General features: G+C 54.0%; 13 protein-coding genes. 9 read left to right on the top strand and 4 right to left on the bottom strand.

The annotated features are described in order from the left end of the window. Window positions 1-122: 122 nt before the first annotated feature. Window positions 123-818, bottom strand: coding sequence for a hypothetical protein (locus ACOZ4N_RS01300; protein WP_424016291.1), 696 nt, complete (start codon window positions 816-818; stop codon window positions 123-125). Between the two features lie 75 nt (window positions 819-893). Further along, a complete protein-coding gene (locus tag ACOZ4N_RS01295; RefSeq protein WP_424016290.1) occupies window positions 894-1205 on the bottom strand; it encodes a hypothetical protein in 312 nt (103 codons plus the stop codon). Between the two features lie 321 nt (window positions 1206-1526). On the opposite strand from ACOZ4N_RS01295, the gene ACOZ4N_RS01290 reads away from it, so the two are divergent. From ACOZ4N_RS01290 to ACOZ4N_RS01270, 5 genes are all read left to right on the top strand, one after another. Further along, window positions 1527-3041 carry a hypothetical protein gene (locus ACOZ4N_RS01290; protein ID WP_424016289.1) on the top strand — a complete coding sequence of 505 codons (1515 nt, stop codon included), beginning with the start codon at window positions 1527-1529 and terminating at the stop codon, window positions 3039-3041. Window positions 3042-3157: 116 nt separating this feature from the next. Then, on the top strand, window positions 3158-4774 hold the full coding sequence (locus ACOZ4N_RS01285; protein WP_424016288.1) for an AAA family ATPase: 1617 nt from the start codon (window positions 3158-3160) through the stop codon (window positions 4772-4774). A gap of 215 nt (window positions 4775-4989) precedes the next feature. Next, the gene (locus ACOZ4N_RS01280; protein ID WP_424016287.1) at window positions 4990-5991 is read left to right on the top strand and encodes a hypothetical protein; all 1002 of its coding nucleotides are present in this window, start codon (window positions 4990-4992) and stop codon (window positions 5989-5991) included. Window positions 5992-6288: 297 nt separating this feature from the next. After that, window positions 6289-6810 carry a hypothetical protein gene (locus ACOZ4N_RS01275; protein ID WP_424016286.1) on the top strand — a complete coding sequence of 174 codons (522 nt, stop codon included), beginning with the start codon at window positions 6289-6291 and terminating at the stop codon, window positions 6808-6810. Window positions 6811-6959: 149 nt separating this feature from the next. Then, the gene (locus tag ACOZ4N_RS01270) at window positions 6960-9650 is read left to right on the top strand and encodes a VWA domain-containing protein (RefSeq protein ID WP_424016285.1); all 2691 of its coding nucleotides are present in this window, start codon (window positions 6960-6962) and stop codon (window positions 9648-9650) included. A 27-nt stretch (window positions 9651-9677) separates the two neighbouring features. Here the strand turns inward: ACOZ4N_RS01270 and ACOZ4N_RS01265 are convergent, their stop codons facing one another. Continuing rightward, on the bottom strand, window positions 9678-10190 hold the full coding sequence (locus ACOZ4N_RS01265; protein WP_424016284.1) for a zinc ribbon domain-containing protein: 513 nt from the start codon (window positions 10188-10190) through the stop codon (window positions 9678-9680). Between the two features lie 323 nt (window positions 10191-10513). On the opposite strand from ACOZ4N_RS01265, the gene ACOZ4N_RS01260 reads away from it, so the two are divergent. The 4 genes from ACOZ4N_RS01260 to ACOZ4N_RS01245 all read left to right on the top strand — a co-directional run bounded on the left by ACOZ4N_RS01260 (window position 10514) and on the right by ACOZ4N_RS01245 (window position 14026). Beyond that, window positions 10514-10798: an ArsR family transcriptional regulator gene (locus ACOZ4N_RS01260; RefSeq protein ID WP_424016283.1), complete on the top strand. Its 285-nt coding sequence runs from the start codon at window positions 10514-10516 to the stop codon at window positions 10796-10798. 67 nt (window positions 10799-10865) lie between these two features. Next, window positions 10866-11852, top strand: coding sequence for a hypothetical protein (locus ACOZ4N_RS01255; protein WP_424016282.1), 987 nt, complete (start codon window positions 10866-10868; stop codon window positions 11850-11852). Window positions 11853-12585: 733 nt separating this feature from the next. Next, entirely contained in the window at window positions 12586-13014 is a 429-nt protein-coding gene (locus ACOZ4N_RS01250) for a hypothetical protein (protein WP_424016281.1), read from the top strand. A 46-nt stretch (window positions 13015-13060) separates the two neighbouring features. Continuing rightward, on the top strand, window positions 13061-14026 hold the full coding sequence (locus ACOZ4N_RS01245; RefSeq protein WP_424016280.1) for a hypothetical protein: 966 nt from the start codon (window positions 13061-13063) through the stop codon (window positions 14024-14026). A gap of 397 nt (window positions 14027-14423) precedes the next feature. On the opposite strand, the gene ACOZ4N_RS01240 is transcribed toward ACOZ4N_RS01245, so the two are convergent. Further along, window positions 14424-15569, bottom strand: coding sequence for a hypothetical protein (locus ACOZ4N_RS01240; RefSeq protein WP_424016279.1), 1146 nt, complete (start codon window positions 15567-15569; stop codon window positions 14424-14426). Window positions 15570-15681 lie beyond the last annotated feature (112 nt).

Below are 15681 nucleotides of genomic sequence, written 5' to 3'. Positions count from 1 at the left end.
CCAGATCTTCTTTTTCCGATTCTCTCGTCGGTTGAGTTCTCACCAGGAGACCCCGATTGAGACAGCTAGAGTAATCAATCCTCCAACGATTGTCGAAAATTCAGTATCTAGTTGGGGCATCGTTAGTGGAAACAGTTGGTCGAGACCTGCTCGTCATCCACTACGCTGACGTACTCTTTCCAGACTCTTCTCGGGGTAATTCCATCCTCGATACCTTCTACGAGCGAACTTAGCGAGTACGGCTCATCAACCGTCTCCACGATTCGTTTGGCGTGTCGTTCGAGGAGTTTCTCCACTTCGTCAGTCTGATTCGAAGTCCGTTCGGCGGTATGGCCACAGGCTTCGTTAGGACAAGCGAAGATGGGTGTCGGCTGGGCGTCCTGACTGTAACTCGAGTTCTGCCGTTGTTCCTGCGAAGATGGCTGGTCAGTCCTATCGACCATCCCAGTCTGGCACTCGGGGCAGGTTGGGTCGTATGGAAGATAGATATTCTGCACTCGACCTTCGGCGAAGTGAGCAGTCCCTTGCCACGCTATTCCGTCCTTCTCGACGCACCCTTCAATTTCATCCAGAGACTGCCGAATGTGCTCTTTAGATGCTTCCTTTAGGAGTGAGCCGAACAACCACTTCAAGATGCTCCAGGCGATGTAGAGTCCTGCTACCAGCAAGAGAGCGTTTCCTACCCAGCCGCTGACTGCTGACCGAATCGGACTCAGGTAGTCCGTTTGTGAATCGACGACTCTGAAGTAAACGAGAATTACACTTGCGATCCCAGAGAGAGCGATAAAGAAGAGCCGTAGGTCGTCTCTGTCCATCATAAAGAAGGAGAGATGCTGTTTTTAAGTAACTGTTGGAATCCAAGAATTTCGACCGTCACAGCGGTCTCACGTCGTCTAAAACGAGGATCTGTGTATCTCTATTCGGAGAGCGACTGCTCCGATAGCGATACCGCCGTACACCAGCCAATCCAAGGGACCGATAAATTCTGTCTGATTGAGTGCAGGGAGAGCGATGAATATCCCGACGACGACACCGCCTAGATAGCCGAACGACCAGAACCGGGAGGCATCCACCGTCATCACGGCGCTCACTATGGATGCGGGTAAAACCCACCAGAAAAGCCCTGCTGGAAGAATACCAGTTTCGACGAGACTTGGGACGACCTCGCCGATGAGGACAGCGACTACAATTGCCCCGACGATCATCCCGAAACCTCGCTGTAGACCGTGTTCTGCACTGGGCATATTTCGTATAGGCTATTCGGGAAATTGTATCTTTGGCAGACATACAGCGACGAGAGTCTCAGGAGCTATCTTTGCGTGAGCGTGTCATAGAAACGATCAAAGCTGGGTTTTTCTATGCAACGGGGTGGAGAAACATCCTGCACGGAGTATGAGTACAGAAGGCAGTGCAAAATATATACTCTATATTCAGCAGCCTGTTGAAGTCGGGATCGAGAAGAGACAGGTGAACCGAAATTTGTTCACCCCGACGGAATGCGGGGTAGGAATCTACCCTGTTCACACATGAGTTCGAGTCTCTCCAGCAAATCACCGAATGAACAGCAGGACGAACAGGCTGAATCAGACACTGACACACCACCTTCGAGTGACCACTCAGATTCAAATCCCACCCTCTCGCTTGTCGATCTGCTCCACCGTGAGACGATTATTCCATTCGCTGGTCTTACCGACGATTCTGTCGGTACATATCCCGACGATGTAGCTACGAGTGGGCGCTGTTTTGCGAACTCACCGCGGCCGTTCAAAGCGGTAATCCAGGCTCTTCCTCGCGCCAGTGAAGGCGAGCTGTGGGCCACGAACGAGTTCGTCGCGACCGATGAAACCGTCGACGTCAACGCGATCCGAGACGTGGACGGTCTGGATACCGATGCTTTGGAATCGTTGGTTGGACGATCTATCGATAGCCTGGCCGCCAATGCGGAGGCAGAACCCATCGTCCCTGTCCGTGACAACAAGGACATCGTCGACGAACGCCGGAAAGCACTGCACGCACTCGGGTACGATGTGAAGTTCCGGTGGCAGATCGCATCGGATTCGTATACGATCATCAACCCGCAGGCTGCGTACCTCCCCATCGTCAATGCGCTCCAACGTAGAGGAGACGAAGACGTGTTCGGGTGGGCATCTTACCGTGACTGGGGCGGCTTGCTGAAGATGGTCGTCATCTGCCCGTCGCTCCGGCACGTTGTCACAGATCCAGATGAAGACGAAATCGACCTCGACAACGAGATAGACGGTATCTCGGATCAACAACCCGAGGAGGCGAGTGACGACGACCTCGTCGTCTACGGTGGGTTCCAAACCGGCTACGACTTCCGGGGAACACAGACGCTGTGGGCGCGACCGATCCTGTTCTTTCCCGAGACTAGTACTGTGATCCCCGATACGGGCGAACGCTACACGCGGCGGCACTCCGGCAAAGCCACCGACGCCACTCACGAGCGTAAGAACGACCGCGTTCCCATCAACGAGTGGTGGCGGTCGATCTACGACGATATCGACCTGCGGATGGTCGATGTGGATCAAGCTATTCAGCAAACCCGTGCGATTGCGTACGACTTCGAGGATCTTCCGTTCAGCCTTGAAGACTGCTACCAGTACTGGGGCGTCGCGCACAAATACGCGGAAGTCGCAGCTGAGCGGGCGACAAGACTCGCTGCACCGCCCACCCGCCCCACTGTGTTCAACATCCAACTGTCACTCCTCATCGCACTTCTCGACGAGTACGACGGATCACATGCCTCGAATACCTACCAGGAGTACCTCGAGGTGGCAGGTGAACTCTACCGGAAGCCAGCGATGATGATTCAATTAGCTCTCAGAGAACACGATCGACAGGCGGACGAAGACACGATGCGTATCCTCGCGGACGATCAACAAACGCTTAGCGACGCGCTAGAGGACATCGTCGATATCCCGGGAATCGAAGTGGACACTGAAACTGATCTCTCCAATGCACAGGCCCAGCGAGTACAAGATCATGTCCAACGAACGTTCGGCGATCTCTCGAAATCATGACCGCTGAGCATGATATGGGCCCATTTCGCACTCCTGCAACCCTCTCGAAAATGTTTGTTGCTCCCAACTGTCCGGAGGAGTCGAATTTGCATTCCTCGCTCCTTCGGTGACACTCCATGTCCGTTCCACCGTCAGAAGAATCCGACCCGACAGACGACGAAGAACAGAGCGAGTCGGCGATTCTCACCCATCTAGTCCATCGACTGCTTCAGCAAGAAGGCGGATCCATTCCGGTCGAGCGGGTAATACTCCGTGTGTCGGACTTCGCTGATATCGGTGAGCAGGAAGCCGCCGACTTAATCGATGACGGGGCTGCGTCTGGGACTTACACTCTTGATCGGGGGGCTGATGGAAGCAATCGGATCGTCGGCGTCACGCCTCAGGGGACTGAACCCGATGTCATCACAACAGCGTTCGGGGCTGCCACAGCGGACGGAGCTGACGATTTCACCGTCATCAGCGTCGTGACCGACTCAATAAACAACGCGCTCCAAGACGCTGACTTCGAGAGTTTCAGTCAAGTGGCGAACGCTGATATCCAAGAGGTCGAGGGGCTGACGGGGACGCTCACCGAATCACGTGCAGAAGCTCTCATCGCGGAAGCCAGTCAATACATTCCTGTCGGACATCGATTCGCACGAGCAGCCCAGCAGCGCTACGCTCGTTGCACTGACGAGCAGGGTCGCGGTAGGGCCCAGGTACTTGATCTCGCACTTGCCGACCAGACAGTCGGTGAACCCCTGTATCGATGTGAGGACTGGGAGCCAGACGATTCACGAGGAATGTACGTCTCAGATGTCGGTCGGAACAGTACTGATCCCGTCCCAACGGGCCTGCACATCCTTGACGACCCCGACCACCCAGATATCCCGAAGGCGGCGACGCACCCCGACGCCGGCGATGAGGCTCTCCCCGTCGACGAACAAGGTGAGGTCATTCCGCCTGCAGTCCCGATCGAACCCCGCCTCCAGCTCCCGATCGACGAACTCATCGCGAAGAAACTTGCTCGTGGACTGGTTCCCATTCGGGTCGTCGGACCACGTGGTTCCGGGAAGAATTACCTGCTGAAGTACCTCTGCCATCGGACGAATCGTGGCTACGTTTCGATTGACTGCGATGAAGCGATGCACACCGAAGACCTCTTCGGGCCGTTGACGCCTGACGAAAATGGGAGTATTGTCCCTCGGAACGGCGCCGTCAAGCAGGGACTCCTGAATGGAAGCGTCGTAGTACTCAACGAGTTTCCCGTGATGCGAGCGGGGGCCGCCATGTCGTTGCACCGGGTACTCAACGAGGGGACGCTCCTCATCAAGAGCCATGGTGAACTGATCGAGCCTCATCCCTCCGCTCGTCTCGTGATCACGATGAACCCCCCAACGCGGGAGTACCGCGATTCGAAGCCTATGAACAGTGCCACGAGAGGTCGTTTTCGTGGGATCGAACAACCCTACATCCAAGATGTCGAGGAAGAGGTCAGGACCCTCGATCAGCAGGTTAACGGGTCGACCGCAGTAGTCAATCGTACAACGCTTCGGAGACTCGTCCAGTTCGCACACCAGACTCGCCAGAATGAGTCGTGGCCTACGCTTTCAACCCGGAACCTCACCATCCTCTGTGAACACATTGAGGACGGGGCCACGCCCAAGGCGGCTACGAAGAATGAACTTTGGGCAGTCGCCGAACCAAATCAGTATCCCGAGGACGCACATGAGACTCTTGACGACTATCTATGAATCAATTCGTGGTATCTCTCTATAACAGAGTCAACCACAAGAATCCGCCCGGACTATACCCATTTTGGTGTGAATCCTCTTTTTCGAAGAGGTTATTGCCGAGAGTTGCTGGTAGTGAAGTCGGTCTCGAAGTCTCTGTGATGTGTGGAAGAGCCTCCATTCCTGGGGATGTTTAGGGTTGCTTTTATGTACCGTGTCACCCAACAAGTAGGAAAATGGGCGCCGGTGAGAGTAGCGAAAGCATACCAACGTCGCTGGAGACCGTCCAGAAACGAACTCAGTGGATTCGAGACCGAGAAATAGCAAACACGGCGCTCAGAGCCTTCCTCAGAAACCACGACAAAGACCTCCCAGACGGAGACATCGACCTCGAGGAGCACGTCGCCAAAGTCCTTGACGAGGACGAATTCGCCGACTTCCGGAAACAATTCCGGTTCGGAGGAAAGCAAAGCCTGAACTTCTTCGTGCTAACAGGGATCTCGGACGAATTCGACAACCTACCGTCGAGCGTAGTCCGTGAGTTCCCACGAGCCGAGGAAGTGCAAGATCAGAAGGGGGAGCCGTTCCTCGTTGATACTGAGGAGTTCGACGACAGACTGTACATCATCCTGGGTCGATATGTGTCGATGAAGACGGTTGACCCGTCCACGGGTAAACCCCAACGTGATCTAAAACCTGACGAGTGTGTGGCCGTCATCAACAAAGACACCGATTTGGTGCATGTGCGAACCGCCGAGGTTCCGCTCGCTCGTCAGATTTGCAGAAAGATTGCGTCGTCCGTCGGGATGGACTACCAGAACGAAGACGTGTTCTACAAGCCTAGCTTCGACCAGGCGTTCGTTGACGAGTTCAGCGACCGAATCGAGAAGTACGTCAACCTGAACGTCGTCGTGAGCGAAGGCAACGGTCGGACAGCAAGCTCAGTCAGGTACACCTCTAAGAAAGACGAAACCGGGGAGTACATGAACTTGCTCGAGGATGACCAAGTACAGCAAGAGCTTAACGAAGAGGATGGCGAAATATCAAAAGGATACGTCAAACTCGATGGCGGTGACTTCGCCCTGTATTTGAACCGACCCCAAAGCAAAATTTGGTTTAGAAGCTACGAACGGGAAGGCCGACTCAACGAGATCGAGGAACTCATCGACGATGTTCTCAGAAAAAGTGGAGGATATCCCCAACAAAAACTTCAGGGATTTGAAAACGTCCCTGAGTGAAATTCAAGCTGAACGAAATCGGTTCACTCGTTCGGCGTTAGCGAAGCGTTCGGGAGTCGATGAGTCACAAGTACTGGTGTTCCTCAGTGAGCTATGCGATGAGGGTGCAGTTGAGGCGAAAGTAAGGGTTCGGTGCCCGTCTTGCCATCAGGAACATGGGATGTATGCTTCTCGGAGCAACGTTCCGAGTGAACCTCAACATTGCTTCTGTGGTGAGGAGTTCAATCCGAGCGAGAAGACGAACTGGTCAGTTGTGTATGAGTTCGTGGAGGATGTCAATTTTTTTCTGACCTCAAGGTGGAGTTCGAGACCTTCGTAGACTCTGCAAAGAACTTGCGCCCGGATTACTTCCAAGAGAAGTTCTCCGAGCTGGAATCGATAGATGATAGTGCGACTCGAGGGCGGTATTTCGATTACTTCGTTGGACTGCTGTTCAATCAGTTACCGGACGTGGATGTAGTCATTGGCCGGGAAGTCTCGACGGGAGAGATCGACGTCTTCGTTGCATGCTTGGATGCCCCCGACTGGGTTCATCGGCTGGTAGGCGATGCGACGTTGCTTGAGAATAAGTGGCGGGAGAGTCCAACGGGGACTGACGATATTAGCGTGTTTCACGACAAGGTCTCGATGGCGACAGCGTCGTGCAAGGTGTGTTACTTCGTTAGTATGGGCGGGTTCACGTCTGAACGGAATATGGGGGCGGAGCAGTTGATTCAGTCGAAGTCTGATCCGAAGATGGTCGGGTGGGTTCGGGAGGATGTGGAGGAGATGGTTCGTGACGGTTCGCCGGAAGGGTTGTTGCGGTCGCATGTAATGTAGAAGGTCAGTTTGGGAGTCTGTTATTAGAAACCTGAACTGAGGGATGTTTTCGTGACTATAGAGAAGAGAAACCGGCCTGCTCTTGGTTTCAGCTTCTCGTTTGTAGACTTCCCACCGATGAAAGTCAGCATCAACCAAACTCCACATCAATGCCTCAGATTTCCGCTTTATGTAACCCAGAGAGTATCGCCCGAGAAGTCAGCCCTACGGCTTCTGCACGAGCCAGAATATCGGACCGCCGAGCTACTCGCCTTCAGGACTTTATCCTTGGGCATCTCCCGCCAGACATAGACGTCGATGTACTCATCACACGAGGTGTCAAGACTGCTGCCGTTCTTCCTGCAGATATTGACGCCATCCTTTCTTCCGCTGCAACTGACCTCGAACGTGGACAGATTTCCCGTCTCCTCAACGGCGTCAACGCCGACTATCTCGTCCTCGTGACCGGAACTGAAGCCGATCTCGAACGAGTCCCACTGAACGACCAACTCACAGCAGACCACGCCCATCAGTTCGGCCTCGCCTTCCACGAACTCCTCCACATCCTCAAAACGGCGATTGTCGCGATCGACGAACTCCTCAAAGCCGAAGTCGACAGCCAGTACCACGAGCAGGTTCATGATCTCATCAACATTGTCGAAGACGGTGCCATCGAATCAGAAGCAATCCACGGGGAGAATTTCAGTGATAACGCTGGCATCCGCCTCGAACTCACACGCCGGATACACTCTTCAACACCAGAAGATATCCCGGACGACGAAGAGGTCAAGTACTCCTTCTGGGACGGAGTGACTGCCTGTCTGTACGAAGAGTCGATCTATCCAACGGGAATAACGTCTGTCCTCCTAGACGAGACAGATTCGCGGATAACGTTCGTATCGGATGAAGATGAACGAGCGTTCGAGCGCGTCCACGGCCCGATCGTGGCACTCGCGAGGGATGCACTCGCCATTAGGAGCGCGGAGCGGGACGACACGACGCATTCGCACGACAAGACCGCCTCCATCCGTCGCGCTCGGTTAGTCATTGACCTCTGGACCAAGCATATCCAACCGCTCCTCGAGCGCAATACCGATACCAAGCACAATCAAGTGAAAGCCACGCCTCAACAAGACAGACCAGAGGACTCTGGTGGGGAAGGCGATGAGGAGGATTCGGGCAACGGCGAAGACGAGTCAGTGAACAAAGGCCCGACAGATAACGTTGGCCCAGAAGGAGTCTCCCTCTCCCGTGAAGCGACAGAGGACCCCCATCAGAACATCTTCGAACAGCCACAGATCACGGATGAGCCAGACCCTCGTGAGATTACCGAGGAGACGAATTCCTTCGCAGATGAGACAACCGGGACACCTACTGAGAGAAGTGAGAGCGATGATGGAGCGGGTACCGCTGGGCAGTACGGTGAAGAACTGGACACAGGAAAAGATACCCCGAAATCTTGTGTTGAACAACTAGCACAGGCGATCGACCGGACACGAAAGAAGGAATCTGAGCAGCCGGACTGCCAGACCTCTCAGTCCCAATCAGAGGCCTCTCCGCACAGCGGAACCGATTCCACGTCGGGACAACACTCATTGAGTGACTTCGAGCCGGGTCCAGAGCAGGACGAAGTGGCTGACTCGGAGGAGAGGAGAACGGAGGATGAAGGAGAGAAAGCGGATAACACGTCATATACGGATACTCCAGATGGTCCGACTGAACATGACTCGGTAGAGGACCAGTTATCTGCCATTGCTGAAGGGAACAGTGAGGAAGAATCGCCAGCAGGTAAAGGTCCAGAAGCGGATTCAAGCCCTTCTCAACACGAGGGGCCAGCCCACGCACAGAGCACTAGCCGGACTGGACGTGACGATAAAGAACGGTTCGAGGAAGCCCTGTCTCACGATGAACGTGCTGCCCACGACGAGGCTACACAAGACTCACTCGACGAACATGGCCTCGAACAGGAGTTGGATGATATTGTCCGACAGCTCGAACGGGCGGAAGACGACTCTAGTGAGCTGAACAGGAATTCAACCAATTCTTCGGAATCCGACAAGGGCGGTGGGAGTACTGGTGGGCCAGAATCACTCACCGAAATTGAAGCACTTCCCGTCGGTGATGACATCGCTGACCCTCGTGAATGGGAGGACGTCGAAAAAGGAGCCGAGCAAGTCGGAAGAACGTTAGGAACCTACCTGCGCCTCGAACGGCAGGAAGGCGAACGGGCTGGACTCACCACAGGCAGTTACGATACGCGAGCGGGACACCGCCTTGCCATCGGTGACCCCCGTGTGTGCAAATCAGCGATACCCGGAGAAGAGAAGCAATACGCCATCGTCCTGGTACTCGATCGATCTTACTCGATGTGCCACGGCTCTCCTCAAAAAATCGAAGTTGCGACCCAAGCCCTTGCTCGATTCGGGCTGGCAGCCGAGCAGTTAGGTATCAAGGTCTCGATTATCGACTTCATCCACGGACAAGCACGGCTCGTCAAGCCGTTCTCGGTCGAGATACGCCATGTGCAGCCATCGCTGCTAAACACCTCCTACGGCGGTGGGACGCCGCTCGCAGACGCTCTCGGACTCGCACGGACGCTTATCGAAGCTCAGCGTGATGAGCCGCTCATCATCGCAGTCACTGACGACCAGCCAGCTGACATCGATGGGGTAAAGAAACAGATTCGAGCGTCGCACGCACCTGTGTGTTCGCTGACCATCGCAACTGACCAGCAAACGGGCTCGCTTCCCGACGACGCGAGCGAACTTTCGCGCTACTACGAGCGACAGGAGACGGTATACTCTCCAGAGCGCCTCGACGATCGACTAGATCAATTCGCGAGTCTACTGGCAGGTCTTTGATTGATACCGTTCGAGTATGGTGGATTTTTAATCAGGAGTCTGGTCGTCATCGAGTTCCTCATTCGCGACTTCAATCAGCTTCTGGAGTCTAGCGTCAAACTCATCTTCGAACTCGGTATGGAGCGAGTCATCGTACATTCGTAGCGTCCGACCGAGTCCAAGTGCAGCGACCCAATCCTGTATCTGCTCGCGATTCATGTCCTCCTTGGGAGTATTTAGCAAATCAGTTTTGGAGCCAGCTGCCCAGAGTTGGAGCAGGTCGAGGTCTTCGACCATCGCTAGGCGAGCGAAATCACCCAGCGCTCCGCTGACTTCTCGTGACAACTGCTTGTAGGAGACAGAGTCACGATCAAATTCCTGTTCTCCGGTCCAAAGATCGTTGACGTACGAGAGAGATCGCAGCGAGAGAAATCCATCTCTTTCCACTGCTATCGGGGATTCACTCTCTGACTCTGCAATATCGGACAGTGCCTTTCCACATGATCCACAGTAGTGGTGAACGGCATTGACCTGGCCACCGCAATTCGGGCAATAGGGCATGAGCTGAGCTACGATTTATCTTCAAAGAACTGTTTTGGATCGCTGTATCAGATGACTGACTGAACTACATTGCCAAAGGCAGGGAAGGTAATGGAGAGAGATTGACTTGTCTTCGATTGAGGGATACTCGGTGGATATGAACTCCAATATTGTCTCCGCGAACACAGCATAATCATTGAGCCAAGCTCTGACTACGAGCCAGAACCTGTTCAGATGACCACTTCACGAGAAGCGTGCAACCAAACTTGGCATACTCTTATTCACTTCTCCGTGGATGTTGCGTTCGATTGCCCCGGTGAAAGACCCCTCACGGACTATAGAAAATGAGCGTTGACTGGGACGAGGTCAGTTACGTGATCAGTTCACAATACCGATCGAAATCCTTGAGTCGTCTAGCCGATGGTCCAGCCACTCCGTCTCGGATAGCCAACGATGCAGATCTCGGAATCGCACATATATCTCGAGCGCTTCAAGGACTCCGAGAACGTGAGCTTGTGGAGCTCCTGGTGTCTGAAGACCGTCGGAAAGGACGGGTCTACGGCACCACAGAGAAAGGTGCAGATGTCTGGGAACACATCGTGGAAGAGCAAATGGCTCCAGTAGAATAAGCCGATCATCGGTTCATTTGTCCCCCGCCTCGGCAATCGGGACTCCTCAATTCGAGTCTCTTCTCCAATGTCCCGACGAATCTCTAACAACAGAACCCCACTTCCAGCATTGTCACTCCCGCCGGGGGCGCTTCCACCACAGGACCAAGGCTACGAGTACGACGTCGAATTAGATCCTCCAGCCGTCGAACCGATCGAGCACAAGATCCGACTCGATTTCATGGCTGGTGGCCGTATCCGTCGGAAAGATCTACTCAGCGAGTATAATCCCTGGACCTACGATCCCGACGCGCCCGATGCAGACCCCTGGGCGAGCAGCGGGCAGCGAAAGCCCCTCGGACTCACCTACGCTGAAGTCAGTTGCCGACAAGCCATAGATGAGGAGTCGGAGTATTTCAAGAAATACGAGAAGGAGGCAACCGTCGAGGATGCACCAGCCTTCCTCGCTCATCGCATTCGGAAGGCTCAGGAGCAGCCGAATCCAGCACACGCGATCGCAGACGAGCGTGAGCGTCGCGTCAGCTGGTATCGAAAACTCATCCCGGGGATGACCCTCTACCATGTACTGAAGCGCTCGACGTTTGGCTCACTCATCTTGAATGGGCCATCCAAAACGGTGGACGATTACCTCAGACGAAACAGCTTCATCGGGATGGTCGTCGTCGACGATGACGTCGATCCCTCCAGGTATGCAGCTGATCTTGATCTTCCAGAGCAGTTCGTCATAGCAGAGTCCGCACTCTCGAATTCAGCTACTGACGTGGCACCGCAGATCGAGGAGTTTGGAATCGAACTGCCAGCCCCGCTACTGGTCGGCCAGTACGCCTCCGGCAGTCGCTATCCATTCCTTCCGTGGGGTGACGGTCTCGTCTGTTCCTGTCCATATAAACACGACAAGCCGTGGCGAGTGCTATGTAAGCATGAACTCCTGGCTGCAATCGTTGCCGGTCATGACAAGTCGATTTTTCTGCCGAAGACCGATGGTTTGGAAGTTCCTCACCGCGCTCGACGATTCGTGAGTCCTGACATCGCCGCCAGCCACTCGTCTCGATGAACTACCAGAGGCGAGGGTTCAGGTGAAGACACCCTATAACGGAGCCCTCAGAATGTGAACCTCTACACCACTCAACACGGCTAGTTACCCCACAGCACGAGTCAATTCCAGTCGTGGGGTAACGAGTGCTACTTCATTTCCAACCGCCGGAAGGCGACCCTCCGACTGCAATAGTTTATATCTGGTCACGGAGTACTGAATCGTGCCAAAATGAAAAATAGCTACAATTATCTCACTGTCATTGATGGTCCCCACCTGACTGGTCTCCAGCGCTATTGGTGTGGCCAGTATACCGCATCAGTCGAAAGCCTCAGCGTCGATCACGAGGAGCCACTCGCGACTCCAGTTGGCTGTTACGAGCTTCCCCACCCCATGACCAAACCCGAGATCGAGGAATGGGCGCTCGAACACTTTGATATTGGAGACGCAGCCGTTGAGGAAAGCCGCAGCACCCCAATTGAGTCAATCCAGCTATCCACAGATGCCACACTCTAGGAAGCCTCCGATTAAGATGACTGCACTCTCTCGACGGACTGTCCTCGGTGGGATGGGACTAGCCGGCGCCACAGGCCTGTCGGGCTGTCTCGGTTTCCTCGGAGCGGAACCTCAGTCCGAGACAGAAGCGCCAGAGAAAACACCAGAGTCAGCGGAAGACAGGGTACCACAGTCTTCGCCTTCACCAGGAGAGGGAGCAGAGACAGACACTCAGACTGCCTCTCGAACATTCGGTCCCGTGAGTGGCGAAGTGGGGAGTAACCCGAGCGAAGAACAACGGGATTTCTCACCAGCAGGTGACCTCGCATTCGAAGACGTCGTCGTCGAGGTTACTGAATCGGAAGTCGACTATTCAGGATATTTCGAATCCGAGTGGCCGACGATTGACATCAATTCGACTACCGAGGAATTCACAGCCACGGGGACGACGTATACACGCTACCTATGCCACGAATGGGAGATCATCTACATGGGATTATACGACCGGCACGGGTACATTACGATCAAGAAAGCTGAAGATGAGCCTGATGGCTGCGATTTTTCGGGGTACGTCCGGCATGAAATACAGATTCAGGGTCAATTCACTGGAGGAGTACCAGAGCGGTTGACCGTACAGTTCGACGAGCATTTCATGCACAGCGATGAGACGACTGTGGAGATCAACTAGCCCTGCTGTTTAAATGCGAATACGATGGAAGGAGTCATTGAGCATTGTGAGTGACTTCGACGAATACCCTGACGACCCCGAGAATCGGCAGTCCCAGGACAGGGACTCGCCTGCCGGCCCGACGTGGGATCTCACGGGGGGAGATCACGAAGCGTATTTCGACACGATTGATGGCCTTCCACACCAGACGGACGATCCAGAGATTGATGTCGAGTCGCGTCAAGCCGTACGCTACGGTGAGTCTCGGCAGGAACGCACCGAACTCGAGCGAGTAATCGATCGCGTCGTCTTCGCGCTTGTCCCCGCAAAAAGTCGTTTCGAGGCCATCGCAAAAGGCGCAGTTGCTTTTGACCGAGCGACCGTGATCGGCGATGTCCACCAGGGATACCGTCCTAGCGAACATGGGCCGCTCGTCGAACTCGTCTCCGACTACGAGCCCGAATCCCGCGCAGCGTTCGCAAGCGATTGGGGCGACCTTCCCGACGCAACGCCGCTCGTGAGTACCCGGGGTAGTCAACTGTTCACCATCGCTCGGAGCAAGACCGATTGGAACGAGTCGATCAACCAAATTTCACAGGACAGAGAATTGCCAGCGGAGTCTACGGTGTATCTCTACGATGAGGGAGGGGCGGAAATCTCTCGTTGGTCACAGCTTGTATGTCTGCTGGAGGGAACACCGGTCCCGGAGGAGATTCAGGATCAAGAGACTCCACTACCATTGGGAACAGCCGAACCGGCTCTGTGGGTAGTGCCAGCGTTTTCGTTCCGAGTCAAAGAGCGCGCATTACCCGCTGGCCGGGAGTTGGTCGGGAACAATCGTCGCCGGGTGTTCTGCGAACAGTGTGAGACCGAGACGGTGCACAAACGCGATGGCGTTGAGCGGATAGCCGATACCACCGAAGAGTTACAGGACCATCCGGCTGGAACAGTCACCGACGAATTTGTCGGCGAGGATGTCTGGGAGATCGAAATCTGGCGTTGTTCCCGATGTGATACCGGCCGATCCGTCTGACCGTCGTTTCTGAGCCATCCGCCAGCGGCGGCGATCAGACGTTATGACCAACCAGCGAGCAGCAATTCTCGAAACACTCCCTCCAGAGACCCTCCTCGAAACGGATCGGTACGAGCTTGTTCGAGGCGGCGTCTTCTGCATGCGCGACATCGAAACAGTACAGCAGTACGTCGGCTACGAAAACGCCCACAGGCGGCGACAGTGGGTACTTCGGTTACTTGCGAACCAAGCAACGAAGGTCCGTGAGTCACAGTTCACTAAGGAGTGATCCTGACGAATCATCTGGCCATCCCCCAAATCAGATTTCCTAACCACCGTAGATTTAGATTGAGAGATACAATAATGAGGTAATCGAAAAGGTCGAGAAAAGATGGAATACCGACCAATAACCCGGTTTTCAGCCCTGGAGTCGCCGCCAAAGCTCGTCCCGCGCTCTATCGACCATAGACCGATTCTGGTCTATCTTTTCCCACCGCTCATCCATCTGCTTCTCGAATCCTTCTGGGGTGATGGTTTCTGCACTAATCTCACGAAGCGGTAGTGCCGGAATCATCTCGGTGGGGCCACTAATCGGAAGGTAAGCGCGATGATCGCTCCCAGGATTAGTGCTGTAGTTTTCTGGGAAGGGGACCCATCGCCATGTGTCGTCCCCAGGCAATCTATAGAACCCGACATACTGCGCTTCTGGATGATCTGTCTTTGCTGTATCTGTGAAATTTTTCCTCTCAAGCCAACAATATACAGTATTTCTTACCACTCGTTCCGGCCCTACTTCCCACTTTGTTAGCTCCTTTTTGAGAACATCATCTTCTGTAATATCGAAGGCAGTTCCAACAATTTTGTTATCTGCGTCAGAAAGGCGGATTTCGACATCAAACCACGGATTTCGAAGTCGCTCGGCCTCGTATCCGATATTGCGGAGTTCAGCAACTAAATCGTCTTTTGACCGTTCTAAGGAACCGTAGTTGAGACCATATCCATCAACAGCTGCTACCAACAATGTTGCTTCAAGAACCTCCCGCTGCTGTTCGTTTTCATCCAGCATATCATGGAGTCCATCGAAGCTGTCGACTTCCTCAAATTCCATCTTTTCTGGCGACTCCTCTACGTGCATCCTCGCAACTCGAAGCCTATCTTGATCCCATCGGTCGTCAGCAGTCGACGTATTGCTGAACACTTCCTCTTGCTCCGAGACTGTTTCAACCATAATGTAGCGACCATTGAATGAATTGAAAGAGATGGCCTCCGGCTCTCGAGTTCTTGCTACTAAGGCATCCCAGTGTTCACTACAGAACCGGAGTCGTAGAGAGATAACCTCCCCAGAAGACCCAATTGCCTCAGGGTTAGTCATGTATTGTTTAGTCGCAGGTGGTAACTGAATCGGAATTGTTGGATTGATTGCCTCCTGGTTATGTAGATTTTCACCACAAATAGCACATTTTGAAGGGCCAAGGTCCGTATTGTCCGGTAATGCCTTTTGAAATCCATTCTCAATGGCTTCTTCAATCATTTCAGCCTCTTCAGAACGATCTTCAGTACGCATATCAGGTTGGTTTGTCACAAGGCGATTAAATAGTATCGCACCCCTCACTATTGGAGTGAGTTCCTCGAGTCTGATTCCCGACTATTTACTGGAATCTACAGAATTCAATCGG

The sequence above is a fragment of the Halorientalis pallida genome, from assembly GCF_049605515.1.
Taxonomy (GTDB): domain Archaea; phylum Halobacteriota; class Halobacteria; order Halobacteriales; family Haloarculaceae; genus Halorientalis; species Halorientalis pallida_A.
Note: the sequence above shows the minus strand (reverse complement) of the source record. Positions and strands in the feature narration are given on the sequence as shown.